We start from the raw sequence: 23,188 nt of genomic DNA on the forward strand, positions 1-23,188 counted from the left end.
GTTTACGTGCTGATGCAGCGCAGGGGAATCCAAAGGAGATGTATGAAATGAAAATGACTTTGATTGCCGGAAGCAACAATTCAGGATCTGTAAGCACCAGGCTCCTTCGTTATCTGGAGAGCCTGCTGGTCAGCGACGGAATTACGGTCTCCTTCGTGGATATCAGGGAGCTACAACTGCCGCTTTATTCGCCGGAATCAGGGCAAAATCCGGGGGCCTTACGGCTTCAAAATGAGATCGTTAATGCGGATGCACTGATTGTGGCCACACCGGAATACCACGGATCTATCTCGGGTGCGCTGAAGAATGCCCTGGATTATTTGACGCCGGGACATGTGGAAGGCAAGCCGGTTCTTTCCGTAAGCTCGGCAGGCGGACCGCTCGGCATCAGCTCGCTAACGCATCTACAGACGATCGTCCGCAACCTGCATGGCGTCAATTGTGCGGAATGGATTTCCGTAGGGTACGGTTCGAATGATTTTGCTCCGGATGGCGTGCCTTTGGATGCGGGCGTGAGGGAGCGGGCTGCCGCAGTACTGGGGCAGTTGATTAAGATGACCCGGCTGCTTTCAGCTGGGACGGTAGTTGTAACCGGATAGACAGTATATTTTTTTATACAATACGTGACCGAAAAGTAACATTATACATTTTACCATTGCATGATGCGCACCGGAGGATTTGAATATGACAACCCAAAAGGAGACGGATCGTTATGAACACAACGCGGCAGCAGCAGGTGGAAGCGGCAGTAAAATGGATTGAAGAGGCATGGAGGGAAGGGGCGTTGAGTCAATCGGGGCAAGGGTTTATCGGCCAGCTGGAAGAGGCATTCACAGACCGGCAATACGAAGTGGATGACGTGATGGTCCAGGGAGAGGAGGTTATTGCAAGGATTGTCATCACCGGCAAGCACACCGGAACATTTGCGGGGAACCCAGCCACGGGAAGGATGGTGCGCATCACGCAGTTCCACGAGTTCACGGTGAACGATGGGCGGATCGTTCATCGCTTCGGATGGTATGACACCGGTACGCTGCTCCCCCAACTGCAAGCTGGTGCCTGACGTCACCTGGTACGATACACCAAACATAAATCAGAGGAGATGGATCATATGACAACGACGGAGCAAAAAAATACCGAGGTGGTTGAAGCTTTTATTCGGGCGTTCTGGAACGGTAACGATCTAAGTGCGGCGGATACCTTTACGACAGAAGATTACCTGGAGCTCAGTTATCAATCGAAAGAAGGATTGAAGCAGTTTGCTGCTAAAATTCTGGAGGCTTTTCCCGATAAGCAGTATGAGGTAGAGGAAATCATCGCCGAGGACGACAAGGTTCTCGTTCGGATGACGGTCCGGGGCACCCATCGGGGTGTGTTCTTCGGCACTGCACCGACCGGACGCACGATGAACGTGACGCTGTACCGCCAATACCGCCTTAGAGACGGCAAAATCGCGGAGCATCGCGGCTGGATCGACATGGTGACGATGTGGAGCCAGATTCAGGCGGGATAAATCTAAACCTTCTGTAGGGAAATGGATCCCAAAACGTATCCAGTTTACAACCTCATAAACGCAGTATCTTTAGATCGGTACCCGCTGGATTCTAGGCGGTGGATACCGGTCTTTTCCTATCCCCGGAAAGCCTTGACCTTGAGCGCGCTCGAGGTCCTATACTGGGAACCATCTTACCCGTAAAGAAAGGATGGTACCCATGATTATGAATGCGTTGCAAGGAAAAGTGGTTATTTTAACAGGAGCCTCCAGCGGCATCGGAGAAGCGACGGCGAGGGTCCTCGCCCGAAGCGGAGCCCGGATGGTGCTCGCAGCAAGACGCGGAGAACGGTTAGAGCAGCTCAAGTTGGCGATTGAGCAGGAAGGAGGTACAGCGGTCTATCAAGTAACGGATGTGAGCGTGGAGGCGCAGATGGAGGTTTTGGCCCGGCTCGCCCTCGATACATTCGGACAAATCGACGTGCTGGTGAACAACGCAGGGATCAAGTGGGACCGGATGATCGATGTGAACATCAAAGGTGTGCTCTATGGGATCGGGACTGTGCTGCCGCATATGCGGGAGCGCCGGCAGGGGCACATCATCAACGTCTCGTCGGTGACCGGACACATCGTCCGCAAAACGTGGGCGGTTTACTCAGGCACCAAATTCGCCGTTCGGGCGATCACCGAAGCGCTGCGTCAAGAAGAGGCTGAGAACAACATCCGCACGACGATTATTTGTCCGGGAGGCGTCGACACCGAGCTGGTGCACACGATTACGAACGAAGAAGTGAAGCGGGACATCGAGGCTTCCATGGACATCGCCTTGACCCCGGAGGCCATCGCCCACGCTATTGCCTACGCCATATCCCAGCCGCCGCAAACGGCCGTCAATGAAATGATTGTAAGGCCCACCAGGCAGGAATTATAATACGAATAACCATGGCTCACCTGTCGTCAGGTGGGCCTTCGCTTAGGAGGGATTTGGAGGTATGAGCTACTCGATCGGGGAAGTGTCGGCCCATACCGGTTTGTCGATCCATACGCTGCGGTATTATGAAAAAGAAGGCATCATGCCGGGCGTTCAGCGCACCGAAAGCGGCATCCGCCTGTACGAAGCCAAAGATATCGAAGCGCTGGAGTTCATCTGCTGCTTGCGGGAAACGGGGATGGGCATTGCCGACATTAAACGATTCGTCAACCAGGCGACCACCATTGAGGAGCGGCTGGAGCGGCTCCGGGAACAAAGGCAGCACGTCCTGGAGCAAATGGCCCGGTTTAAGAAATATGAGGCTATGCTGGACCGCAAAATCGGTCTTTATCAAGACATGGCCCAAGGAGACTCCGATGAAAAACACCATGAGTAACGTCAGGCTCGCCCTATATCACCGGGATTATGAGGCTGGACTAGAAGCTTTTACGCTGCCTGAGGAGCAGCATGAATTCACCGCGCTACCGTTTGAAGTCATACAGAACGCGCTGGAGCGGAAGGAGCGGCATCCGATCGTCATTTTGGGGGATGAAGAGCCGGTCGGCTTTTTCATTCTGGACGAAGGGGAAGACCGGGGGCAGTACTCGGATAACCCCAATGCCCTGCTGCTGCGGGCATTCTCTATTGATCACAGGCACCAGGGACAAGGTTACGCGACGCAGTCCCTGCTCGGCCTGAAGGAGTTTGTCAAGCAGCATTTCCCGACGGCTGATGAAGTGGTCCTTGCCGTGAATATGAGAAACACTGCCGCGCGTCATGTCTATCTCAAAGCGGGTTTCCGTGATGAGGGACGCACCCGGATCGGGCCGGCGGGTCCGCAGCACATTCTGGTGCTCGGGATATCATAGGGAGAGCATAGAGAAGAAATGAATAAAGTTCCTTGCGGCGCAGGCGATCCATTGGCTTGTGCCGTATTTTTTTCAAACGCGGCTGCAGCTGTTGGCTCTGAATTCCCTCCCCAATAAAATGACCTTTCCCTGGCGTCGCCTTCCCCAAACGACCGGCAGACAAGACTAAAATTGCATACCACCCGATTATATGCTATGACTGAACTACAATCTTAAAGGAATATAGGTGTGGGATCAGATGAGAATAAAAGCCCTGTTTATAGCTCCATATGCAGCCATGGAAAACTTGATCGAGACATGCCGTGCGGAAGAGAAGGATTTGGACCTTCAGATCCGGGTCGGAAATCTTCAAGAGGGGGTTGCCATCGCCAAGCAGGCGGAGGCCGAAGGGGTCGACGTCATCATCAGCCGCGGCGGAACGGCCAAGCTGATCGGGGAGGCCGTCGATATCCCCGTCGTCGACGTGCATGTATCCGGCTATGACATGCTGCGGGTATTAACGCTGGCGAACGATTTTCCGCGGAAAAAGGCGATTGTCGGCTTTCCCGCCATCACCCTCGGCGCCAAGGCCATCATCGATTTGCTGGAAATTCCGATCGATATTTTCACGATTCATGACGAGGACGAGACGGAGAGCCTGCTCAGAAGGCTCAAGGAGGAAGGCTACCAGCTGATTATGGGGGATGTGGTGACCTTCGAAACGGCGTCCCGGCTGGGGCTTGTGGGCATTCTGATCCAGTCCGGGCGGGAAGCGATCTTTGATGCCTTTCAGGAGGCGAAGACCGTCTCCCGCTGGATGATGAAGAACCGGCAGGAAATCGAAAGGCTCAAAGCCGTGCTGCAGGTTACGGCAGGGGATGTGATGGTCCTGGCGGAGAACGGGCAGGTGGTGTATGAGCAGTGGAAGCATTTTGATTCCCGTCCCGTCCCGCATGTCGGCTTGGATCGCCACGCTTTCCGGGAGACGGCAGCGGTCCGGGAAACCAGCCATGCGAGCGATGCGGATGGCAGGCCGCTGAAGATCGTCAAAACCCGGGTCACGGTGGAAAATGGGGCTTATTGGGTGTGCGAATTTTTGCGCGTCCATATGAATTCGCCGGCCGAGGCGGTTTTGCAGGTGAAGACGGGCACGCCGCCGCTGATCATTCATCAGAGCGAAGCGATGGACGCTTGTTTGTCGATGATCGACCGTTGCCTCTCCGCATCCCGGTTTGTGCTGATCGGGCCGAGGGGGGCCGGCAAGGAATTGATCGCACGTTATATTCATGACCGCAAGTTTGGCGGGGAGGGCCTGCTCGCCTCCGTCCAGGCGGCCGATATGCTGGTCCTTGATCCCGAAGAAGTCGACACGGAGATCAAGACGCTCCATATCCACGCGCTCGATATGATGGATAGCGGCCTGAAGGCAGAGCTGTGGCGGAGGATGAACGCTTTTCAGGGAAGGGGAATTGCCCTCATCTTCACGATGGTTGAGGAGCAGCATTTGTGGGGAACCTATGAGGACGGGATCGCCCGGATTCATGTACCTGCGCTGGCGGAGCGAAAAGAGGATATCCGGGAGCTGGTTACCTCGTTTTTGCTGTATTTTAACCAAACGCAGGGCACCTCGCCTATTAAAATGACGGACAAGGGACTGGCCCTGTTAGTGGACTACGGCTGGCCGGGCAACGTATCGGAACTGCGGGCGCTGCTTCAGGAGGCGGTGCTTTTGGAGAAAGGGTACGTCATTGAGCATGCCTTGATCGAACAGCTGCTGCAGCGAAAAGGCGAGGCTGCCGGAGCGATCGGCGGAGATCTGCTGAACGGCACGCTGGAACAGATCGAGAAGGCGATCATTGAGAAGGTGCTCGAGCAGGAAGGCTTCAACCAAACCAAGGCGGCGAAGCGCCTGAACATTAACCGGTCGACATTATGGAGAAAGCTAAAGGACTAATATGGATTCGCCACAGATTGTTTAAATATGCAACACTTTTAGTTAAATGAATTTTATTTAGCTAAAAAGTGTTGCATTATTTTTTGTAAACGTTTATCATAATCGATGTAATCGTTTTTTGTAATCGCTTTTACAGAACAAACTGTTTAAATTTACAACACAGGAGATGACACAGCCATGAAAATAAAGGCAGCCATTGACAAAGTCCCCGGCGGGATGATGTTGATCCCTTTGCTGATCGGCGCCCTGATTCGGACGTTCTTTCCGCAAGTATTCGATATGCCGGAATTCAAAAGCTCGTTTACAGGCGGTCTGTTGACAGGCACATCCGCGCTGCTTGCCGCCTTTTATATTTGCTTGGGATCGACGATTCGGTTTCAGGCAACCGGTTACATTTTGAAGAAGGGCGTCAGCCTTTGGGCAGGTAAAATCGGTACGACCTTCTTGATCGCCCTGCTGATCAAAGCGATTTTCCCGGACCAGAACAATCTATTTCTGGGACTGTCGGCTCTGGCCATCATCGCGGCATTCTCCGACACCAACGGCGGCCTGTACATGGCGCTGATGGGTCAGCTCGGCAAGAAAAAGGAAGACGTCGCCGCGTATTCGATCATGTCTCTGGAATCCGGCCCGTTCTTTACGATGCTCATTCTTGGCGTCGCCGGCCTGGCCAGCTTCCCGATTATGGCGTTTGTCTTTGCCATTCTGCCGCTAGTGCTCGGCATGATCCTCGGGAACCTCGACGAGAAGATGCGCGAGTTTCTGAGCAAGGGACAGGATGTCATCATCCCGCTCTTCTCGCTTGCGATTGGCGCCGGCATTAACTTGACCAACGTGGTCAAAGCCGGATTCTCCGGCGTCATTCTCGGGATTGGTGTTGTTGTGATCACCGGGATCGTCCTGTTCCTGATCGACCGTCTGACCGGCGGCGACGGCGTGGCCGGGATTGCGGCTTCGTCGACGGCAGGCAACGCCTCGGCGGTACCGATGGCGGTTGCCGCAGTGTACTCCGGGTACAGCAGCATTGCTGCGGATGCAACGCTTCAGGTTACGGCATGCGTCATTGTGACGGCGATTCTGACCCCGCTTCTGACGACCTGGTTTGCAAGACGGGCGCAGCGGCGGAGTTCACAGGCGTAAGTGGCATGGACAAGGAATCAAGTAAGGGAGTCGTTCAACATGCAGCATATGTACATTATCGCAGATGATTTGACGGGAGCTAATGATGCCGGCGTGCAGCTGTCCAAGATCGGGATCACGTCCACCGTGTATCTCGATTCCCAGGCAGCTCCGGCCAAGCCGGACGGGGATGTTGCCATTATTGATACGGACACCCGGGCCGCCGGTGAGCAGGAAGCATACGACAACGTTTCTCAAGCAAGCAATCTGTTTTACCAGCAAGGGTATCTTCAAGTATATAAAAAAATGGACTCGACCTTACGGGGGAACGTGGCTGCCGAGCTGGCAGCCGTCGTTTCCGTTCATCAGCCGGAAGTGGTCGTGATTGCCCCGGCGTATCCGAAGATGAACCGTCAAACCCTTGACGGTTATCAGCATGTTCACGGGCAGCGCGTCTCGGAGACCGAATTCGGACGCGATCCCAAAACGCCGGTCCAGGATAGCTTCATCGCGAATTTGTTTCGGCCGTATGCAGGTCAGCAGAGCATCGTCCTGATCGACCTTGCGCAGCTGCACGGGCCGGCGGAACGGTTGATGCAGACAATTGAGGAACATGCCGCATCGGGACGGACCTGGTTTATATGCGACGCGGCGACGGATGAAGATCTGCAAAAGATTGCCGAGGTTTTTGCCCGTGCGGGTAAAAAGACGGTATGGGCCGGTTCGGCCGGCCTGATCGAGTTTTTGCCGGAAGCGCTCCGGCTGAAGCGGACCGATGACCGTCCGGGGGACCGGCTGCGGGTCGCCAAGACGCTGACCGTGTCCGCAAGCTTGTCGCAGGTGACCAAGCAGCAGCTCGAGAACGTGCGGTCGATGCCGGACACCTGCTTCGTGGAGCTGGATCCGGTGGAGCTAATCAAGCGTACGTACGCTCTGCCGGACGTCATGGCCGCCTTGGCCAGGGAAGCGGATAAGAAGCATTTTGTATTGTTTGTCGATTCGTCGGTCGACAATAGAGAGGCAACGAAGCGGCTGGAAGCCGAGCTTTCGATCGGAAAAACCGAAATCGGCGAGACGATTTCCAGGGAGCTCGGGGCGATCGCCCGGGAGATCTTGGGCGCATACGAGGACATTAACGGCCTGATTCTGACTGGCGGCGATACCGCCAAGGCGGTATGCAATCAGCTGAACATGAACCAGATGCAGCTGTGCACCGAGGTGGAGGCCGGGCTTCCGCTCGGAAAGCTGCGCGGCGGAGCGGATACAAGAGAGTACTGGGCCGTAACGAAGGCTGGAGGATTCGGTAATGAGCATTCTTTGATGAATGCGTTGATCTATATGAGTGGAGAGGATGAATGAAAATGAGCGAAACCAAAGCTGTCATTGGCATTACGATGGGGGACGGAGCCGGTGTTGGACCCGAAATTATTCTGAAGAGCCTGCAGAACCAGGGGATTTACGACCTGTGTCATCCGCTGGTGATCGGGGATGCCAAAATTCTGAATCGGGCCAAGGCTTATGTCAACAGCAGCCTGAACGTCGAAGCGGTGACCGAGGATCAGCTCAGCACTCTGAACTATGAGCACGGCACCGTCTACTGCCTTGACCTGAATCTGCTTAGTGAAGACCTTCCGCTTGGACAGGTATCGGCTGAGGCCGGCCACGCGGCGTTCGAGTATTTGGCCAAAGCGATCGATTTGGCGAAGAAGCAGCAGATCGACGCCATCTGCACCGCTCCGCTGAATAAGGAAGCCCTGCATAAAGGCGGCCACAAATACCCGGGCCATACGGAAATTTTGGCCGATCTGACGGGAACAAGCGAGTTTTCCATGATGCTCTCCGCGCCGAACCTCAAGGTTATTCATGTCACGACTCACGTCGGTCTGATTGATGCGGTGAAAATGATCAATCCGGAGCGCGTATACCGCGTTATCCAATTGGCGCATGAGACGCTGACGAAGTCCGGCATCGCGCAGCCGCGCATCGCCGTTTGCGGCATCAATCCGCATGCGGGTGAGAACGGCCTGTTCGGCTACGGCGAGGAAGAGGAGAAGGTCGTGCCCGCCGTGCAGCGCGCCCAGGACGAGGGCATCAACGTGGTCGGACCGCTGCCTGCGGACACGCTGTTCTTCCGCACCGTCCGCGGTGACTTCGATATCGTCGTCGCCATGTATCATGACCAGGGCCACGGACCGGTCAAGGTACTCGGCCTCGACGCAGGCGTGAACATCACCGTCGGCCTGCCGATTATCCGCACAAGCGTAGACCACGGCACCGCCTTTGACATTGCGGGCAAAGGGATCGTGGAAGAGAAGAGCATGATGGAAGCGATCCGCCAGGCGGTTGAACTGGCGCCGAAGAAACTATAAATCAAGCTTAAGAAGTAGATGGCTCCTTAGATGGGGGCCATCTTTTTTATTTCCCAGGTTCCTTTCATTATCGTTCAGAAAATATTCAGAAACAATTCAGCGGATTTTCATCCAAATGCTATACTGTTGTAATGGGAACCTCCCTGACTTACGTCTTAACAATGATAGGCGCGGCTGGTTTTCCGCATACTAAATAAAAATTTATATCATAGCAGCATTTACGGTAAAACGGCGATCCTATGGATATATCTGAATTGGGCAAAGGAGGGATGCTCATGCTTAAGCGAATCTGGCCCTTCGGCCTGATTGTTCTTGTTCTCATATTTGCGTATATTCTGCTCCGGTTCATTCTCTCGTCCATGACCATCGGCGATTTGGTCGGGCAGATTCGGCTTCAGCAGGCCGATGATCCGTCCGTTAAGCATGTCGTGCTGATCGCCCAGGAGCTCGACAACCCGTTCTGGCGGGAAATGGAGCAGGGGGCGGAGGAAGCGGCGGGCAAGCTGGGGATGCGGATTGATTATACCGGGCCGATCCGGATCAATCCCGCCGAGCAGATGAGGCTGCTGGAAAGGGCGATCGCATCCAGGCCCGACGGCATCCTTGTGCAGGGAATCGTGGATCCGGAATACGATGCGCTGATTCAAAGAGCCACAGGGCAAGGAATTCCGGTGATTACGGTTGACGCGGATGAACCAGGCAGCTCCCGCCTGGCCTATGTCGGAACCGACAACCTGGGAGCGGGAAAACGAATGGGCGAATTGGTGCTGAAGGAAGCGGCCGGCCAAGGGAAGATCGGCGTCATGATCGGAAGCGAACGCGCCGAAAATATGCAGCTGCGCCTAGCGGGATTTCGTTCGGTGGTTTCTGCGGCTCCCGGCTTTGCCATCGTGGACGTCCGATCCTCCAACATCTCGCGGATCGGGGCGGCCAAGCAGGCTGAGGCGATGCTGAAGCAGCATCCGGACATCCAGACGATCGTCGGTTTCAGCTCCCTTGACGCGGCCGGAATTGTGGAAGGCATCCAAGCTGCGGGCAAGACGGGGATCCAGGTATACGGCTTTGATGACTTGCCCATTACCCGGCAGGGGATCGAGAAGGGCGACATCTCGGCGTCCATTGTGCAGTCTCCGAAAGAAATGGGGGCCCGGTCGATCGCTCTCTTGGACGAGCACTTTCATGGCAAGTCCTTTGCAGCCGAGTATTTTATCCCGACGAGCGTTATGGACAAGGCGGCGCTGAAGCTGGAGGTGGACGGCCCATGAACATGCGCCGAATGCTGCTCATTGTGATCCCCGCCTTGTTTGTTCTGACGAACGCGGTATCCTTTTTTATTTTTCAAAGCGGACGAACCGTTCAGCAGAGCTATAATATGATGCTGGACCGGGTATTACTATACAAACAAATCGATGCGGAGACCCGCAGCAATTTAAGCGCCGTCAATGTGTATCTGGCGGACCGGAGCGAGCGGAGCCGGCAAATCTATCAGGAGCATCAGAGCCAGCTCATGAAGTTGCAGGCGGAATTGAAGGCCCAGGATGCCATTCCGTCCACAGAGACGAGCGTACGGAGCTACCGGAATCTGCTGGAAACGTTTGTTTCGCAGGAATCCGGCATCCTGCAGGCGTTAAGCGGCAAGACCCCGCTGGCGTACGCGAATTCCTACGCGGCGGCGGAGAAGACGGCCGGTTTCATCCAGGAAGAAGCGTACCGGCTGATCGACCAGGAGCTGAGCTATTATCAGCCCCTCTACCGGAGCATTCTGGTGCAGACCGACCGGATGAACCAATGGGGCGTCGCCTTGTTTATATTCAGCACGCTGATCAGCGTGCTGCTGGCCTACTGGATCTCCCTCCGCATTACGAGACCGATCCGGCAGCTGGCCCGGACGGCCCGGCAAATTTCAGACGGCAACCTGCAGGTGAAGCCGCCGGTGATGAAGAGCCGCGACGAGTTTCGGATTCTGTCCGAAGCTTTCGTGCAGATGCAGGACAATTTGAAATCGCTCATCCGAAAGGAGAAAGAGGGGCTGGAAAAGGACCGGCTCGTCAAGGAGCTGGAGCTTGAGGTGCTGCAGAACCAGATCAATCCTCATTTCCTGTTTAATTCCCTGAACGTGCTGTCTAAGCTGGCGCTGATCGAGGGGGCCGAGAAGACGAGCGATCTCACGGTCACGATGTCCAATCTGCTGCGTTACAATCTGCGCCAGCTGGACCGGCCGGTGCCGCTCCGCGACGAGGTGGAGCACGCGAAGGAGTACTTTACGATTCAACAGGCGCGGTTTCGCGACCGCATCCGGTTCGTTACGGATATCGACGAGAAGGCTCTGGATGTGCTCGTGCCGGTGCTGACGCTGCAGCCGCTGCTGGAGAACGTGTTCGTGCACGGCATCGAAGGCATGGAAGAGGGGGCCGAGGTTCGGCTTGTGGTCTCTGCCGTGCCGGGCGGGACACGGATTGCCATTTCTGATAACGGGATCGGGATGAGCGAGGAGGTCCGGCGGTCGCTGCTGGATACCGACGCTCCGCGCCCGCGGGAACAGGGAGGCGGAGAAGAACGGCACGCCGCAGGGCACTCGACGGGCCTCGGAACCCGCAACGTGTTTAAGCGCCTGGAGCTGTTCTATGACAGAAAGGATTTGATCGACATTGACAGCGAGCCCGGGAAGGGGACGACGGTCCTCTTGAACATCCCTGCCGCACGAAAGGAGGATGGCCATGTATCGTCTGCTGATCGCCGATGATGAAGCGCTGGAGCGGGAAGGCATCGAATGGATCGTAAACCGGATGATGCCGGATACGTTTGAAACGGTCCATGCAGAGAACGGCCGGATGGCCATACAGAAGGCGGAAGAGCATCGCCCGCACATCGTCATGATGGACGTGAGAATGCCGGGCATTCAGGGGCTGGAGGCGCTGAAGGAGATTAAAGCCCAGCATCCGCAGGCCAAAATGGTTCTCATCACCGCCTATGAAAATTTTGAATATGCCAAGCAGGCGATCTCCCTCGGCGTGCACGAGTATTTGGTCAAGCCGGCCAAAAGGGAGCAGATTGTTTCGGTGCTGAACCGCCTCGTGCAGGAGCTGGAGGAGGAGCAGCACAAGCGCGATGAGGAGCTTGCGGTGCGCGAGCAATTTTTTCAGCTGCTGCCGCTGGCCGAGACGGAAATCGCGCTGCATTTGATGTCGGGCCATGTCAATGAGACGGAGACGGGCCATCTGGCCGATATTTTGCAGCTCCCGGTCGACAAAGGCTGCTCCCTGGTGCTTGGACTGTCCGAAGTAGGGGACGCCAAGAAAAAGGTGTACGACGCCGTGAAAACGGCTGCGCATGCAGCGCCCAAGGACGGCTACGGCACGGTCGTCAGCTCGCTCATTCACAGCCATATGGCACTGTTTCTGCTGGGAACGAGGCAGGCCGGGGACACGGCGCTGGCCGAAGCCGCCAGCGAGCTCGGCACCCGATTGGCAGACGTTTTGCGGGAGCAGTGCGGGATGGCCGTCCCGGTCGGCATCGGTACCGTCCAGAATCGGGCGGAAGGCATCAAACGGTCTTATTACGAGGCGGTCTTCGCCTCCAGGTATGACCCGGAAGGGAGCAGCATTTGCCGCTTCGAAGACCTGATTGAGGCTTCGGGTGCCGACAGGGCGCATGCGGAGAAGCTGATCAACGGAACCGGCGATGCCGGAGAGAGCGTCTACGTTGAGCTGGCGATCCGACAAATCCGCGAAGAGCGGGAGCAGCGGACCACCAACATGCTTGACCGGGCGTTAATGTATATCCGGGGCAAATTTCAGGAGGAGCTGCCGCTCGAGGATGTGGCGGAGCATGTCCATTTGAATCCGTACTATTTCAGCAAGGTATTCAAACAGCAGACCGGGGAAACCTTTATCGACTATGTGACCCGGCTGCGGATCGACAAAGCCAAGGAGCTGATGAAGGACGGCCGGTACAGCATGAAGGAGGTCTGTTACCAGGTCGGGTACAAGGATCCGAACTACTTCAGCCGGGTATTCAAAAAAGTGACGGGTCTCACGCCGTCCGAGTATAGAATGCAGCACCAATGAGAGAACAGTCCATGCTTGTATACAGGCATGGACTTATTTGTGATGACGGTCGAATTTGTGCTAGTCCGGACTTTTAAGGATGCCGTCGGAGCGATTTTATGCTGATCTACCGCAAATAAGTGAAGGGAATCGAAAGCGGATGCAAAGGTCCCCCATGTTACAATGGATGTAGGTTTTTAGTGATGATTTCTTGGACTTCATCCATCCAAATTAATGACATGGAAGGGATAATATATGAGCTCAATTACATTGGAACATAGCAGCGAGCAGGATAGCCAGAAAATCAGCATGAAGTTCGTGACGCTGGTGTCCATCGTAGCCGCATTGGGCGGGCTGTTGTTTGGTTTTGATACAGCCGTAGTATCGGGTGCGATCGGTTTCATGGAGAAGCGATTTAACCTGAACGATTTTCAGACAGGCTGGGCGGTTTCCAGTTTGATCATCGGCTGTATTCCCGGGGCGCTGTTCTCCGGCATGTTAAGCGACAAGTTCGGCCGGAAAAAGGTCATTATTACGGCAGCGCTTCTCTTTATCATCGGATCGATCGGCTCGGCCATTCCGAATACGTTCAGCGGGTTTACTATGGCCCGGATGATCGGCGGTCTTGGCATCGGCATTACCTCCACCTTGTGTCCACTGTATAATGCGGAGATCGCGCCGGCCAAATATCGCGGCCGCCTCGTGGCATTAAACCAGCTGGCAACGGTTACAGGCATCTCGCTCGTGTACTTTGTCAACCTGTGGATCGCCGGACTCGGCGACGACGCCTGGGACGTGTCGAGCGCCTGGCGCTGGATGTTTGGCTTTGGCGTCCTCCCCGGTGTACTGTTCCTCGTGTTGCTGTTCTTCGTGCCGGAAAGCCCAAGATGGCTGATCAAACAGGGACGCGCGGCGGCAGCGCTGCCGATCCTGCTCAAGATTCATGGTGAAGACCTGGCGAAGCAGGAAGTGCGGGATATTAAGGAATCCTTTAATCAGGAAAAAGGATCGATCCGCCAGCTGTTCGGACGGGGCCTGCGCATGGCGATGATCGTGGGCATCGGTCTGGCCATTCTGCAGCAGGTAACCGGCATCAACGCAGTGCTGTATTATGCGCCTGTAATCTTTAAAGAGACCGGTGCCGGCACGAACGCGGCGCTGATCCAGACGATCTTTGTCGGCGTGATCAACGTCCTCTTCACGATTTTGGCCATTTGGCTGATCGATAAAGTAGGACGGAAAGCGCTGCTGCTGGTTGGGTCGGCCGCGATGCTGATCTGCCTGGCCGTGATCGGAACGGCCTTCCAGACTGGACATACCTCCGGCCCGCTGGTCCTGATCTTCATTCTGATTTACGTCGCTGCCTTTGCGATCTCGCTCGGACCGGTGGTGTGGGTCCTCATTTCCGAGATCTTCCCGAACCGGGTCCGCGGCATCGCAACGGCGATTGCGTCGATGGCTTTGTGGATCGCCGACTACGTCGTATCCCAGGCCTTCCCGCCGATGCTGTCTTCGACAGGTCCGGCAGCCACCTTCTGGATCTTCGGCGTCATGTCGCTGATTTGCCTCGTATTTACCTGGCGCGCGGTACCGGAGACCAAAGGAAAGTCCCTGGAGGAAATGGAATCTATGTGGGCGCAAGGAAAATAATACGCATATAAAAAGGGGAGTTTCCCGGGTCGATGAACCTGGGAAACTCCCCTTTTTATGTTGGATACAGCCGACGATCCGGTTATAGAATCCGGCGCGCGGTGACGAACCGTTTTTTCCATTGGCCGTCAAAGGCTTCGACGTGAACGCCGAGCTCCTTGGAGTACGTGTGCAGAATTTGATTATTGCCCATATAGATGCCAACATGACCGATATCCAGCCCGCGGGCGCTGAAGAACAGCAGGTCCCCTTTGCGAAGGTCGCTCAGGGACACTTCCCTGCCTGCCTTCGCCTGGTCGTAGGACACGCGGGGCAGCTCGACCGACAGCACATCCTCGTAAACCCGCTTAACGAAGGAAGAGCAGTCGAATGTCTTCGTCTGGTCTGAAGAAGCCCCGAATTCGTAAGGGGTACCGAGGAACTTTTTACCGTAGGCGATCAGCTCGTCCGCCTGCATGTCGGCTAGCGAGACGCTGGCATAGTCGGTATATTTCGGCTTGGCCGATATGTATCCCGTTTGGTGATTATCCGTCTCCACCTCCAGCCAGAGGGCGTTCACCTCGCGGATGACATGCACTTTCTGTCCGGCGGCAAGCATGCCGAGAGATGTTTCATTGCTCGATGAATCCGGTTTACTGCGCAGGTTCACCCCCCAGCGGATGGAGGTCTCAAGCGTAACCTTGGACGTAATCCGGACGGTGTGCGCATCCGGCTGCCAAGCAACCTCGCTGCCCAATGCCTCGCTCACAAAACGCAGCGGCACGAGGGAATATCCGCCGGAGATTTGACCCGGCACCGTCACCTTGAGGGCTTGTCCGTTCAGGTTCGCGGTATGCTCGCCGATCCGGTAGGTCAGCGTGGTGGCCCCCTTGGTGGCCTTCAGCGTCTTCGTGGCGTTATCCCAGGACAGCTTGGCCCCTTGGCGCTCAAACAGGCCGCGCATCGGCACGAGTACCGTGCCGCCGACATTCAGCGGCTGCACTTCGGTCTGCAGCTGCTGGCCGTCCAGATAGACGGCGATCGGCTTGTTGGATGCCGGGGCGGCATCCGCATAAACCGACGTGCCTGCGATCATGGCGGCAGCCAATCCGGCAAGAACCGCCCCTTTTTTTCTCATCATGTTATCATCACCTTGCTTTAACAGGATTGACGGTTCGTGGATGATGAACCGCATCGGACAAGGGCTTCCGGCGGGTATCTTTACCAAGAAGTCCCTGTATAGTTGGACGAGAGGGAGCCGAATTGGTTTTGTTCTTCATCATTGGTAAATTAATGAAACACACATTCTCTAGCGGAAGCCCTGGATTTGACCTGGCAGCTTTTCCACCATTTGCTTGAAATTTGCCGGGGCTCCCTTCACAATGAGGGGATAAGCCAATGGGACAGGATGGGGATACGGCGATGGTTGATGTACTGAATCGGAATCACGTGAACGTGATCGGGGAGGGCGACCGGACGCTGCTTTTTGCCCACGGATTTGGCTGTGACCAGAGTATGTGGCAGTATATCCTGCCGGCATTTGAAGACCAATACCGCATCGTGCTTTTCGATTACGTCGGTTCAGGCAAGTCGGATTTGAGAGCGTACACGTCTGAAAAATACCGCACGCTTCGCGGCTATATGCAGGACGTGCTGGATATTATAGATGCGCTGGAGCTGGACAAGGTGACGTTCATCGGACATTCGGTCAGCTCTATGATCGGCATGCTTGCTTCGATGGAGCGTCCGGGCCGCTTTGACAGGCTGGTGATGATCGGCCCGTCCCCGCGCTACTTGAATGATGAAGGCTACTTCGGCGGCTTTGACCCGGAGGATATTGCCGAGCTGCTGGAAATGATGGAGATGAATTTTGCCGGATGGGCCAGCTTCATGGCTCCGCTGGCCATGAACAACCCGGAGCGCCCGAAGCTCAGCCAGGAGCTGGAGCGGAGCTTTATCTCGGCCGACCCGGCCATTGCCCGGGAATTCGCCGAAGTGACGTTTATGTCGGATCACCGGCAGGAATTGCCCCTGGCGTCGGTTCCGGCGCTTATTATGCAGTGCTCGGAAGACAGCGTGGTGCCAATCGAAGTCGGTGCGTATTTGCACCGGCATTTAAGGAACAGCACCTTTCGGCTGATGGAGGCAAAGGGCCACTACCCGCATATCAGCCACCCGCAGGAGACGATCGCCGTCATTCGGGAATACTTGGCGGCACCGGGGCTCTCCTGAGTCACAAGTATAGAAAGGATTACAAGATACATGGATAACCGGTTAAACTACGCTCCCTGCGGTTATGTCTCCATCACACGTGAAGGTTCGGTCGTAGATGTGAACCAAACGTTTCTCGATATGATGGAATACCGGGAGGAGGACCTGGTGGGCAGGCATATTGAATCGATCATGTCCACGGCCAACAAGCTGATTTTCCACTCGTATTTCTACCCGTACATTCATCTGGACGGCCATGTGAATGAGCTGTTTATCAGTTTAAAGAACGGTAGGGGGCAAGCGGTTCCCTTCATACTGAATGGCAGACGGTTTGAGCAGGACGGGGTGGAGACGATCGACTGCATTTTGGTGCAGATGAAGAGGCGCCTTGATTATGAACAGGAGCTGCGCACCGCCAAGAAGCAAATGGAGGAAGCGTATTGGAAAAAGGACCAGGCGCTCGAAGAGCTGCAGCGGATCCATCAGGAAATCGAACAAAAGCAGGCCCAGCTTGTGGAGATGAACGCGGTGCTGGTGGAGCTGTCGGTTCGGACAAGCTGACCGGGCTCAAGAACAGGAGGTACTTCCAGGAACAGCTGGACAGCCGCCTGTCAGGCGAACCCGAAACGGGCCGGCCGCTCTCCCTGGCCATTCTCGATATCGATCATTTTAAACAGGTGAATGATACCTGGGGGCATCCTGCCGGGGATGAAGTGCTGGTCCAGCTGGGGGAAGTGCTGACGGCTTGCTCCCGGGAGGATGATATTCCGGCCAGGCTGGGCGGCGAAGAATTTGTGCTTATTCTGCCGGATACCGATGCGGCGGAAGCCTTGGAGCGGGCAGAGCGGCTTCGGGCCGCAGCCGAAAAGGCGGACTGGCCGGTCGGGCGGATTACGGTCAGTGTAGGCGTGGCGACCGCTTCCGCAGGGGACACGGAGGCCACGCTGCTGAAAAAGGCCGACGAGGCGCTGTATGCGTCCAAAACGCATGGGCGGAATCAGACGACCCACTATAATGAACTGGATGGAAGGCTTCCTTGATGAAGGAGGCCTTTTTTCGTTCGTACCGTTAGCACTTGATCATTCTCCCGAAGCTAGCTGGCCCTCTGCCGCCTCGCTGGCGGGTGGCAGCGTCATGCCCTTTTTCCAAATGAGAATATGATCCTCCGGGGTGCCCAAATAAACCGCTTGGATCCCAGTTCCGGTGCCGTTAGGGTCATGATTCGCTCTTTGCTCGTCGAGGTTGATCCAGTAATACGTATTCGCCAGGCCGATATCGGCAAAGGCCTTCGATTTGATGACGGGGCGAAGGGGAGTCATATAGAAATTTCCGTTCTCATCGAGATTATAGCTGACCTGCTTCACGTTATAGCCATCGGTCATTTTGACGTGATACGCGATGGTTCCGTTTTTCATCAGGCCAACGTCGGTAACCTCGATCACTTTGGTAGGGACGCTCCGGATATTCCAACCGGTTAATAACAGGTATCCTCCGATTAGCACCCCACAAACGAAGGTAGCAATGGCTAGTCCTTTGATAAAAGCGACAGCCTTGGAGCGGTTCCAGTACGCGGCGATCCGGCGTAGGCTGCTGGCCTGGGTTTGGTGTTCGCGGGTGGCGTCTGTATCCAGCATCAGCTCGTCCCCCAATTTGTCTAAAGCAGCTCGGCACTCCTGGCATAGCCTAATATGGCTTTCGACCAGCTCGCGGGTATCCGGACTGCACACCTCGTCGTGATATAACGGCAGCAGGTCCTGAATTACATGGCATGATATAGAAGGTTTGTTCATTGTTCCTCCTCCTGATAGCGTTCTTGGATTTTCTGTTTAGCCCGGTGAAAGGTCACTCGGGCCCAGCTCTCCGTCTTGCCGAATATGCGGCAAATGTCCACAAAAGGTAATTCGCCGAATACTCTCAGCGTAAATACTTCTTTGTAGGGCTCCCCCAGTTCGTGCAAAATGCGGTGGATCCGCAGCGCCTCCGATTGCAGGACAACCTTGTGCTCCACATTTAGCTGGCTTACGGGATCTGTCTCCGGTTCAGCACGCTGATACCGCTTTTGCCCTTCCCAGTACGAGAAATATGTATTCTTCGCGATTTGGCACAGCCATACGCTGATCTTGCATGTTCCCTGAAAGGTATCGATCCGCTTGAGCGCTTTATAGAACGTCTCTTGGGTGATCTCTTCGGCAATGTGCTCGTTTCGACTAAGCGAGAGTACAAAACGGTATACCTCTTGAAAATATTGATCGTAGATTTGCTGAAGATCCTCCACCGATTCACCTCCTTGTCTCTTATAAGACTTCGGTCAACAGGATTCGTTACACGCTTTTCCAAAAAACGAAGGCGCCCTTGCCCAGTACATTCCTGCAACAGCAACCCTCTCCAATTCTCCGGAATTCGTAGACGATTTACGGGTTTTGTCGTAGAATGATTTCTATTACACAAGAAGTGAGGTTCGGAGAGATGAATGCTGTTGCAAAAGTAAGCAAGATTGTCGGTGGCACGTTTTCGGTTTGGGTCATTCTGTTTGCTTGTCTGGGCTTTTTTTTACCTGATGTCTTTACCCCGTTAAAGGGCTACATTTCTATCTTTTTGGGCATCGTGATGTTCGGCATGGGGCTGACCTTATCCTCCGCCGACTTTCGCGAAGTTTTCCGCAGGCCGCTCGAAGTACTGATCGGCGTGGTCGGCCACTTTATCATTATGCCGCTGCTGGCCTATGTTCTGGCGCTGGTGCTGAACCTGCCGCCGGATATCGCCGTAGGCGTCATCCTCGTCGGATGCTGCCCAAGCGGCACCTCGTCCAATGTCATGACGCTGCTGGCGAAGGGAGATGTTGCGCTGGGGGTATCCATCGCTTCCGTATCCACCATTATCGCACCGCTGGCTACGCCGGCGCTGATCAGCCTCTTGGCCGGCCGCTGGATGCCGGTCGATGCCGGCGCGCTCATCAAGGATATCCTGATGGTGGTCATTCTGCCGATCGTGCTCGGAGTTATCGTTAAGTCCTTGTTTAAAAGGCAGGCCGAAGCCAGCGCTCAGGCGCTCCCGCTCGTCTCCACCCTGGCCATTGTGCTGATCGTGGCAATCGTTGTGGCCGGCAGCCGGACCAAAATCATCGAAAGCGGTTTGCTTATTTTTGCGGTCGTCATTCTTCACAATCTGCTCGGGTATGCCCTTGGCTATTTGTTTGCCAAGCTCTTCCGCATGAATCTCAGCAAACGCAAGGCGGTTTTGTTTGAGACCGGCATGCAGAATTCGGGTCTGGGCGCGACGCTCGCGGCAGCTCATTTCAATCCGGTCGCTGCCGTGCCGAGCGCGATATTCAGCGTGTGGCATAACATTTCCGGCTCACTCCTTGCCACCTGGTTCGCCCGGCGCTATGAGCAGGCGGAGATGGATAAGAATCGGTAAGGCAATACTGGAATCATACTCCTTGTAAGAGGCTTGTCCGTGTGACAAGCCTCTTTTTCCTTTGAAATCGGACAGGCGCCGCACAAGGGAGGACATACACCATCGGCGGGCCGTGCTAGAGAAGCGTATGTTATAGCAGTAGATACCTCTCATAGATTGTAGATTGAAAGAAGGGATACGATGCGATCAAAGATGCGGTCAAAGCAAAGGAAGATTAAGGAGCAGATTGCGGCGTTTGCATGGCTTCAGGCATGGGGGACCAATGTTGCGGCCATTGGCCAGACGAAGGTGCTCTCATCCCGCAAAAAGCAGCAGCAGGAAGGAGAGAAGCTGCAGCTTATCGGCAATGCGATGCAGGCGATCGCCAATGCCGCGCAGGCAGAGTTAACCGCCCGATTGCGAAAATCTGCTTCAAGCAAAGAAGTGAACGACATGATGGTCGCCGGCAACCTGCTGCAGTCCCTGGGGAACTCGCTGGAAGTGATCGCGGGGGATGGGTCCTAACCGGCAGGGCAAGGATAAGGATATAACAAGCCAGGGGCACTTCCGAAAACGTCCGGGAGCAGGGATGCACTGCAGGTGAAAGCATCCCCGCGTTTCCGTCAGACACAACAGGAGGGATGGTATTGCTGTTATCTAGTGCCTTGAACACGTTCCGAAGCGCCATTCTGTCACTGCCGGCAGACCTGCGGTTTACCCGGGAGGACCTTCTGATTCCGGAGCTTCGTCTATCGGCAGACGGCCTTGTAGAGACATTTTACGCTCCGCATAATGATTATGTTCATTCATCCGCAAGCCTATTTATCGTGGGCTTGACCCCGGGCTTTACACAGATGAGAATCGCTTATGAAGCGGCGCGGCATGCCATGGATCAAGGGTTGGGCGATGAGGCGGTGTGCCGGAGGGCGAAGGAGGCGGCCAGCTTTGCCGGAAGTCCGCGCGCGAACCTGATCTCCATGCTGGACGAGTTGGGGATGCCGGAGTATTTGGGGATCGGTGCGTGTGAAGCTTTATTTGGCGCGGAGCGTAGGCTGCTGCATACCAGTTCCGTGCTTCGCTATCCCGTCTTCGTCAACCGGGCCAATTACAACGGCAGCCGCCCGAGTCTGCTGGGGACCCCAAGTCTCAGGGACGCCGCGCTAAACGGTATGGCCGAAGAATTGGGCGCCTTCCAGGTCGGCCCCTTCATCATTCCGCTTGGAACGGCCGTGGAAAGCGTTCTCCAGCTTTTGGCCGGGCAGGGAATGCTGGACGCCGGGCAGTGCTTGTGGGGCTTTCCCCATCCGTCGGGGGCCAACGGCCATCGGCACAAACAGTTTGCCGCGCGGAAAGCGGAGATGAAAAAGAGCCTGCGCCGTTACTTCTCTTGATTGTCTGGGAGGCCTTCTCGTGTTATCGTTAGGATGGGCTTAAGGAATCCAAAGTTTCTAGACCATCTTGATGGAGGTGTCTTTTTATGAAAGCGCTATTTATTGGAGGAACGGGAACAATCAGTACCGCTATTACGAAGCAGCTGCTGGCGCAGGGCTGCGAGCTGTACCTGCTGAACCGCGGACACCGGAATGATGCCCTGCCGGAAGGGGCCCATATCATTCAGGCCGATATTCACGACGAGGAGCAGGTGGCCAGCCTGATCGCTGATCTCCAGTTTGACGTCGTGGCCGATTTTATCGCCTTCGTGCCGGAGCATTTGGAGAGGGATTACCGTCTGTTCAAGGACCGTACGAAACAGTTTATGTTCATCAGTTCGGCTTCGGCTTATCAGTCGCCTTTATCCGATTACCTCATCACCGAAGGAACTCCGCTATCCAATCCATACTGGGAGTATTCCCGGAACAAGATCGCCTGCGAGGATTATCTGATGAAGCAGTACCGCGAGCAGGGCTTTCCGGTCACCATCGTAAGGCCAAGCCATACGTACGACGAGCGCTCGATACCGCTTGGCGTGCACGGAAGCAAGGGCAGCTGGCAGGTGGCGAAACGGATGCTGGAGAACAAGCCCGTCATTATTCACGGGGATGGCACGTCGCTGTGGGCCATGACACACAACCGGGATTTTGCCAAGGGCTTTATCGGCCTGATGGGCAACATTCATGCGATTGGTGAGTCCGTACATATTACATCGGATGAATCGGTCACCTGGAACCAGATTTACGAGATTATCGCCGACGCGCTGGGTGTGAAGCTGAATGCGGTTCATGTCGCATCCGAGTTCCTTGATGCCTGCAGCAAGGAGGATTTCAGGGGCAGCCTGCTGGGAGACAAGGCCAATACGGTTGTCTTTAACAATGCCAAATTGAAACGGCTCGTTCCCGATTTTGTGGCGACGACACGGGTGGATCAAGGCATTAAGGAGACAGTACAGTATATTCTGGCCCATCCGGAACACCAGACTGAGGATCCTGAGTTCGACAGCTGGTGCGACAAGGTGGTTCAAGCCCTGCAGGAAGCGGCTGAGCGGATTAAAGGGTAAGGCAGGAGGCAGCAGAGCTGCCGGGAGCATATACTTCATCTATGAAAGGTGCCTGGAGACAGGCGCCTTTTTTGCGTGCATTGAAAGGGCCATGTTTTCATCATCCGGAGATCATATAGGTCGTTCAATCATCATTTATCCGTATAAAATACCCGGGAGTGCAGCACGTCCATCGCATGAACGATCTCCTGCAAATCCTGCTCGGAAGCGTTCTGCAGCCGGGTGAGGAACCGCGCGCCGACGTGGCCGAAGGCCTCTTTCATCACACGCTCCCCTTCGCCGGTCAGGCGGACGTACTGTTTGCGCCGGTCACTGGGATCATCGTATTTTTCACACAGCTGCTTATCGCACAGCTTCTTGATTTCCCGGCTCGTATTCGGCATGGACATCTGCTGGCAGTCACTGATTTTGCTCAAGGTTACCGGCTGGCTAACGGCGATGTATTCGAGCATGCTGTATTGGACGGGCGTAATGCCTTCGGGTTTGATGCCTTGAGTCATTTCATGCTTGACCTGATGTACGGCTGCCGTAAAGGCAATCAACTTGTCAAATAGCGTATTTTCGTCCATGATGTCACCACCTCTTCCTCACGAACATATCAAAATTATTATCAATAAACAATTATCATTTGACAACTAAATTTCCGGTGTGGTAGGATTT

At 55.2% G+C, this 23,188-nt stretch carries 25 protein-coding genes; 21 read left to right on the forward strand and 4 right to left on the reverse strand.

Going from position 1 to position 23,188, the window contains the following annotated elements:
• The first annotated feature begins 47 nt into the window (after nucleotides 1-47).
• The 14 genes from FHS19_RS26075 (at nucleotide 48) to FHS19_RS26140 (ending at nucleotide 14,448) form a co-directional block, all read left to right on the forward strand.
• A complete protein-coding gene (locus FHS19_RS26075) occupies nucleotides 48-599 on the forward strand; it encodes an NADPH-dependent FMN reductase (protein WP_183584716.1) in 552 nt (183 codons plus the stop codon).
• Between the two features lie 113 nt (nucleotides 600-712).
• Complete coding sequence (locus FHS19_RS26080; protein WP_183584717.1) at nucleotides 713-1,063, forward strand: ester cyclase; 351 nt, start codon at nucleotides 713-715, stop codon at nucleotides 1,061-1,063.
• A gap of 48 nt (nucleotides 1,064-1,111) precedes the next feature.
• A complete protein-coding gene (locus FHS19_RS26085) occupies nucleotides 1,112-1,513 on the forward strand; it encodes an ester cyclase (protein ID WP_183584718.1) in 402 nt (133 codons plus the stop codon).
• Between the two features lie 205 nt (nucleotides 1,514-1,718).
• The gene (locus FHS19_RS26090) at nucleotides 1,719-2,423 is read left to right on the forward strand and encodes an SDR family oxidoreductase (RefSeq protein WP_183585242.1); all 705 of its coding nucleotides are present in this window, start codon (nucleotides 1,719-1,721) and stop codon (nucleotides 2,421-2,423) included.
• 61 nt (nucleotides 2,424-2,484) lie between these two features.
• Entirely contained in the window at nucleotides 2,485-2,859 is a 375-nt protein-coding gene (locus FHS19_RS26095; protein WP_183584719.1) for a MerR family transcriptional regulator, read from the forward strand.
• The gene (locus FHS19_RS26100) at nucleotides 2,840-3,331 is read left to right on the forward strand and encodes a GNAT family N-acetyltransferase (protein ID WP_246426830.1); all 492 of its coding nucleotides are present in this window, start codon (nucleotides 2,840-2,842) and stop codon (nucleotides 3,329-3,331) included. Before FHS19_RS26095 ends, FHS19_RS26100 begins: the two co-directional genes overlap by 20 nt.
• 238 nt (nucleotides 3,332-3,569) lie before the next feature.
• Nucleotides 3,570-5,264, forward strand: coding sequence for a sigma-54-dependent transcriptional regulator (locus tag FHS19_RS26105; RefSeq protein WP_183584720.1), 1,695 nt, complete (start codon nucleotides 3,570-3,572; stop codon nucleotides 5,262-5,264).
• A 177-nt stretch (nucleotides 5,265-5,441) separates the two neighbouring features.
• Nucleotides 5,442-6,404 carry a 2-keto-3-deoxygluconate permease gene (locus FHS19_RS26110; protein WP_183584721.1) on the forward strand — a complete coding sequence of 321 codons (963 nt, stop codon included), beginning with the start codon at nucleotides 5,442-5,444 and terminating at the stop codon, nucleotides 6,402-6,404.
• A gap of 39 nt (nucleotides 6,405-6,443) precedes the next feature.
• A complete protein-coding gene (locus FHS19_RS26115) occupies nucleotides 6,444-7,742 on the forward strand; it encodes a four-carbon acid sugar kinase family protein (protein ID WP_183584722.1) in 1,299 nt (432 codons plus the stop codon).
• Between the two features lie 2 nt (nucleotides 7,743-7,744).
• Nucleotides 7,745-8,752, forward strand: coding sequence for a 4-hydroxythreonine-4-phosphate dehydrogenase PdxA (gene pdxA, locus FHS19_RS26120; RefSeq protein WP_183584723.1), 1,008 nt, complete (start codon nucleotides 7,745-7,747; stop codon nucleotides 8,750-8,752).
• Nucleotides 8,753-9,027: 275 nt separating this feature from the next.
• The gene (locus FHS19_RS26125) at nucleotides 9,028-10,017 is read left to right on the forward strand and encodes a substrate-binding domain-containing protein (RefSeq protein WP_183584724.1); all 990 of its coding nucleotides are present in this window, start codon (nucleotides 9,028-9,030) and stop codon (nucleotides 10,015-10,017) included.
• Nucleotides 10,014-11,495, forward strand: a complete 1,482-nt coding sequence (locus FHS19_RS26130) for a sensor histidine kinase (protein WP_183584725.1) — start codon at nucleotides 10,014-10,016, stop codon at nucleotides 11,493-11,495. The genes FHS19_RS26125 and FHS19_RS26130 overlap by 4 nt, the downstream gene beginning before the upstream one ends.
• Nucleotides 11,470-12,819 carry an AraC family transcriptional regulator gene (locus FHS19_RS26135; protein ID WP_183584726.1) on the forward strand — a complete coding sequence of 450 codons (1,350 nt, stop codon included), beginning with the start codon at nucleotides 11,470-11,472 and terminating at the stop codon, nucleotides 12,817-12,819. The genes FHS19_RS26130 and FHS19_RS26135 overlap by 26 nt, the downstream gene beginning before the upstream one ends.
• 234 nt (nucleotides 12,820-13,053) lie before the next feature.
• Nucleotides 13,054-14,448, forward strand: coding sequence for a sugar porter family MFS transporter (locus FHS19_RS26140; protein ID WP_183584727.1), 1,395 nt, complete (start codon nucleotides 13,054-13,056; stop codon nucleotides 14,446-14,448).
• Nucleotides 14,449-14,530: 82 nt separating this feature from the next.
• Here the strand turns inward: FHS19_RS26140 and FHS19_RS26145 are convergent, their stop codons facing one another.
• Nucleotides 14,531-15,568 (reverse strand): stalk domain-containing protein, encoded by a 1,038-nt coding sequence (locus FHS19_RS26145; protein ID WP_183584728.1) that lies wholly within the window; start codon nucleotides 15,566-15,568, stop codon nucleotides 14,531-14,533.
• Nucleotides 15,569-15,849: 281 nt separating this feature from the next.
• On the opposite strand from FHS19_RS26145, the gene FHS19_RS26150 reads away from it, so the two are divergent.
• From FHS19_RS26150 to FHS19_RS35550, 3 genes are read left to right on the forward strand one after another with little or no spacing between them, the layout of a single operon-like run.
• The gene (locus FHS19_RS26150; RefSeq protein WP_183585246.1) at nucleotides 15,850-16,659 is read left to right on the forward strand and encodes an alpha/beta fold hydrolase; all 810 of its coding nucleotides are present in this window, start codon (nucleotides 15,850-15,852) and stop codon (nucleotides 16,657-16,659) included.
• 30 nt (nucleotides 16,660-16,689) lie between these two features.
• Nucleotides 16,690-17,199: a PAS domain-containing protein gene (locus FHS19_RS35545; protein WP_312887337.1), complete on the forward strand. Its 510-nt coding sequence runs from the start codon at nucleotides 16,690-16,692 to the stop codon at nucleotides 17,197-17,199.
• A gap of 47 nt (nucleotides 17,200-17,246) precedes the next feature.
• Nucleotides 17,247-17,678, forward strand: coding sequence for a GGDEF domain-containing protein (locus FHS19_RS35550; RefSeq protein WP_312887348.1), 432 nt, complete (start codon nucleotides 17,247-17,249; stop codon nucleotides 17,676-17,678).
• Nucleotides 17,679-17,717: 39 nt separating this feature from the next.
• On the opposite strand, the gene FHS19_RS26160 is transcribed toward FHS19_RS35550, so the two are convergent.
• The gene (locus FHS19_RS26160) at nucleotides 17,718-18,428 is read right to left on the reverse strand and encodes a zf-HC2 domain-containing protein (protein ID WP_183584729.1); all 711 of its coding nucleotides are present in this window, start codon (nucleotides 18,426-18,428) and stop codon (nucleotides 17,718-17,720) included.
• The gene (locus FHS19_RS26165; RefSeq protein WP_183584730.1) at nucleotides 18,425-18,913 is read right to left on the reverse strand and encodes an RNA polymerase sigma factor; all 489 of its coding nucleotides are present in this window, start codon (nucleotides 18,911-18,913) and stop codon (nucleotides 18,425-18,427) included. The genes FHS19_RS26160 and FHS19_RS26165 overlap by 4 nt, the downstream gene beginning before the upstream one ends.
• 191 nt (nucleotides 18,914-19,104) lie before the next feature.
• Between FHS19_RS26165 and FHS19_RS26170 the strand changes: the two genes are divergently transcribed.
• The 4 genes from FHS19_RS26170 to FHS19_RS26185 all read left to right on the forward strand — a co-directional run bounded on the left by FHS19_RS26170 (nucleotide 19,105) and on the right by FHS19_RS26185 (nucleotide 22,528).
• Nucleotides 19,105-20,055 (forward strand): bile acid:sodium symporter family protein, encoded by a 951-nt coding sequence (locus FHS19_RS26170; protein WP_183584731.1) that lies wholly within the window; start codon nucleotides 19,105-19,107, stop codon nucleotides 20,053-20,055.
• A 180-nt stretch (nucleotides 20,056-20,235) separates the two neighbouring features.
• Nucleotides 20,236-20,559, forward strand: coding sequence for a DUF6944 family repetitive protein (locus tag FHS19_RS26175; protein ID WP_246426831.1), 324 nt, complete (start codon nucleotides 20,236-20,238; stop codon nucleotides 20,557-20,559).
• A 122-nt stretch (nucleotides 20,560-20,681) separates the two neighbouring features.
• Entirely contained in the window at nucleotides 20,682-21,425 is a 744-nt protein-coding gene (locus FHS19_RS26180) for a hypothetical protein (protein ID WP_183584732.1), read from the forward strand.
• Between the two features lie 86 nt (nucleotides 21,426-21,511).
• Nucleotides 21,512-22,528: an SDR family oxidoreductase gene (locus tag FHS19_RS26185; protein ID WP_183584733.1), complete on the forward strand. Its 1,017-nt coding sequence runs from the start codon at nucleotides 21,512-21,514 to the stop codon at nucleotides 22,526-22,528.
• Between the two features lie 131 nt (nucleotides 22,529-22,659).
• Here the strand turns inward: FHS19_RS26185 and FHS19_RS26190 are convergent, their stop codons facing one another.
• On the reverse strand, nucleotides 22,660-23,097 hold the full coding sequence (locus tag FHS19_RS26190; RefSeq protein ID WP_183584734.1) for a MarR family winged helix-turn-helix transcriptional regulator: 438 nt from the start codon (nucleotides 23,095-23,097) through the stop codon (nucleotides 22,660-22,662).
• Nucleotides 23,098-23,188 lie beyond the last annotated feature (91 nt).

The sequence above is a fragment of the Paenibacillus rhizosphaerae genome, assembly GCF_014192015.1.
Classification (GTDB): Bacteria; Bacillota; Bacilli; order Paenibacillales; family Paenibacillaceae; genus Paenibacillus_AQ; species Paenibacillus_AQ rhizosphaerae.

Excerpts from the sequence above, each read along its gene's own strand:
- FHS19_RS26095 (WP_183584719.1), top strand. The coding sequence starts at position 2,485 with ATGAGCTACTCGATCGGGGAAGTGTCGGCCCATACCGGTTTGTCGATC.
- FHS19_RS26190 (WP_183584734.1), bottom strand. The coding sequence starts at position 23,097 with ATGGACGAAAATACGCTATTTGACAAGTTGATTGCCTTTACGGCAGCC.
- FHS19_RS26125 (WP_183584724.1), top strand. The coding sequence starts at position 9,028 with ATGCTTAAGCGAATCTGGCCCTTCGGCCTGATTGTTCTTGTTCTCATA.
- FHS19_RS26170 (WP_183584731.1), top strand. The coding sequence starts at position 19,105 with ATGAATGCTGTTGCAAAAGTAAGCAAGATTGTCGGTGGCACGTTTTCG.
- FHS19_RS26150 (WP_183585246.1), top strand. The coding sequence starts at position 15,850 with ATGGTTGATGTACTGAATCGGAATCACGTGAACGTGATCGGGGAGGGC.
- FHS19_RS26185 (WP_183584733.1), top strand. The coding sequence starts at position 21,512 with ATGAAAGCGCTATTTATTGGAGGAACGGGAACAATCAGTACCGCTATT.
- FHS19_RS26075 (WP_183584716.1), top strand. The coding sequence starts at position 48 with ATGAAAATGACTTTGATTGCCGGAAGCAACAATTCAGGATCTGTAAGC.
- FHS19_RS26100 (WP_246426830.1), top strand. The coding sequence starts at position 2,840 with ATGAAAAACACCATGAGTAACGTCAGGCTCGCCCTATATCACCGGGAT.
- FHS19_RS26090 (WP_183585242.1), top strand. The coding sequence starts at position 1,719 with ATGAATGCGTTGCAAGGAAAAGTGGTTATTTTAACAGGAGCCTCCAGC.
- FHS19_RS26145 (WP_183584728.1), bottom strand. The coding sequence starts at position 15,568 with ATGATGAGAAAAAAAGGGGCGGTTCTTGCCGGATTGGCTGCCGCCATG.
- FHS19_RS26105 (WP_183584720.1), top strand. The coding sequence starts at position 3,570 with ATGAGAATAAAAGCCCTGTTTATAGCTCCATATGCAGCCATGGAAAAC.
- FHS19_RS26135 (WP_183584726.1), top strand. The coding sequence starts at position 11,470 with ATGTATCGTCTGCTGATCGCCGATGATGAAGCGCTGGAGCGGGAAGGC.
- pdxA (WP_183584723.1), top strand. The coding sequence starts at position 7,745 with ATGAGCGAAACCAAAGCTGTCATTGGCATTACGATGGGGGACGGAGCC.
- FHS19_RS35545 (WP_312887337.1), top strand. The coding sequence starts at position 16,690 with ATGGATAACCGGTTAAACTACGCTCCCTGCGGTTATGTCTCCATCACA.
- FHS19_RS26080 (WP_183584717.1), top strand. The coding sequence starts at position 713 with ATGAACACAACGCGGCAGCAGCAGGTGGAAGCGGCAGTAAAATGGATT.
- FHS19_RS26110 (WP_183584721.1), top strand. The coding sequence starts at position 5,442 with ATGAAAATAAAGGCAGCCATTGACAAAGTCCCCGGCGGGATGATGTTG.
- FHS19_RS26085 (WP_183584718.1), top strand. The coding sequence starts at position 1,112 with ATGACAACGACGGAGCAAAAAAATACCGAGGTGGTTGAAGCTTTTATT.
- FHS19_RS26175 (WP_246426831.1), top strand. The coding sequence starts at position 20,236 with ATGCGATCAAAGATGCGGTCAAAGCAAAGGAAGATTAAGGAGCAGATT.
- FHS19_RS26160 (WP_183584729.1), bottom strand. The coding sequence starts at position 18,428 with ATGAACAAACCTTCTATATCATGCCATGTAATTCAGGACCTGCTGCCG.
- FHS19_RS26130 (WP_183584725.1), top strand. The coding sequence starts at position 10,014 with ATGAACATGCGCCGAATGCTGCTCATTGTGATCCCCGCCTTGTTTGTT.
- FHS19_RS26115 (WP_183584722.1), top strand. The coding sequence starts at position 6,444 with ATGCAGCATATGTACATTATCGCAGATGATTTGACGGGAGCTAATGAT.
- FHS19_RS26140 (WP_183584727.1), top strand. The coding sequence starts at position 13,054 with ATGAGCTCAATTACATTGGAACATAGCAGCGAGCAGGATAGCCAGAAA.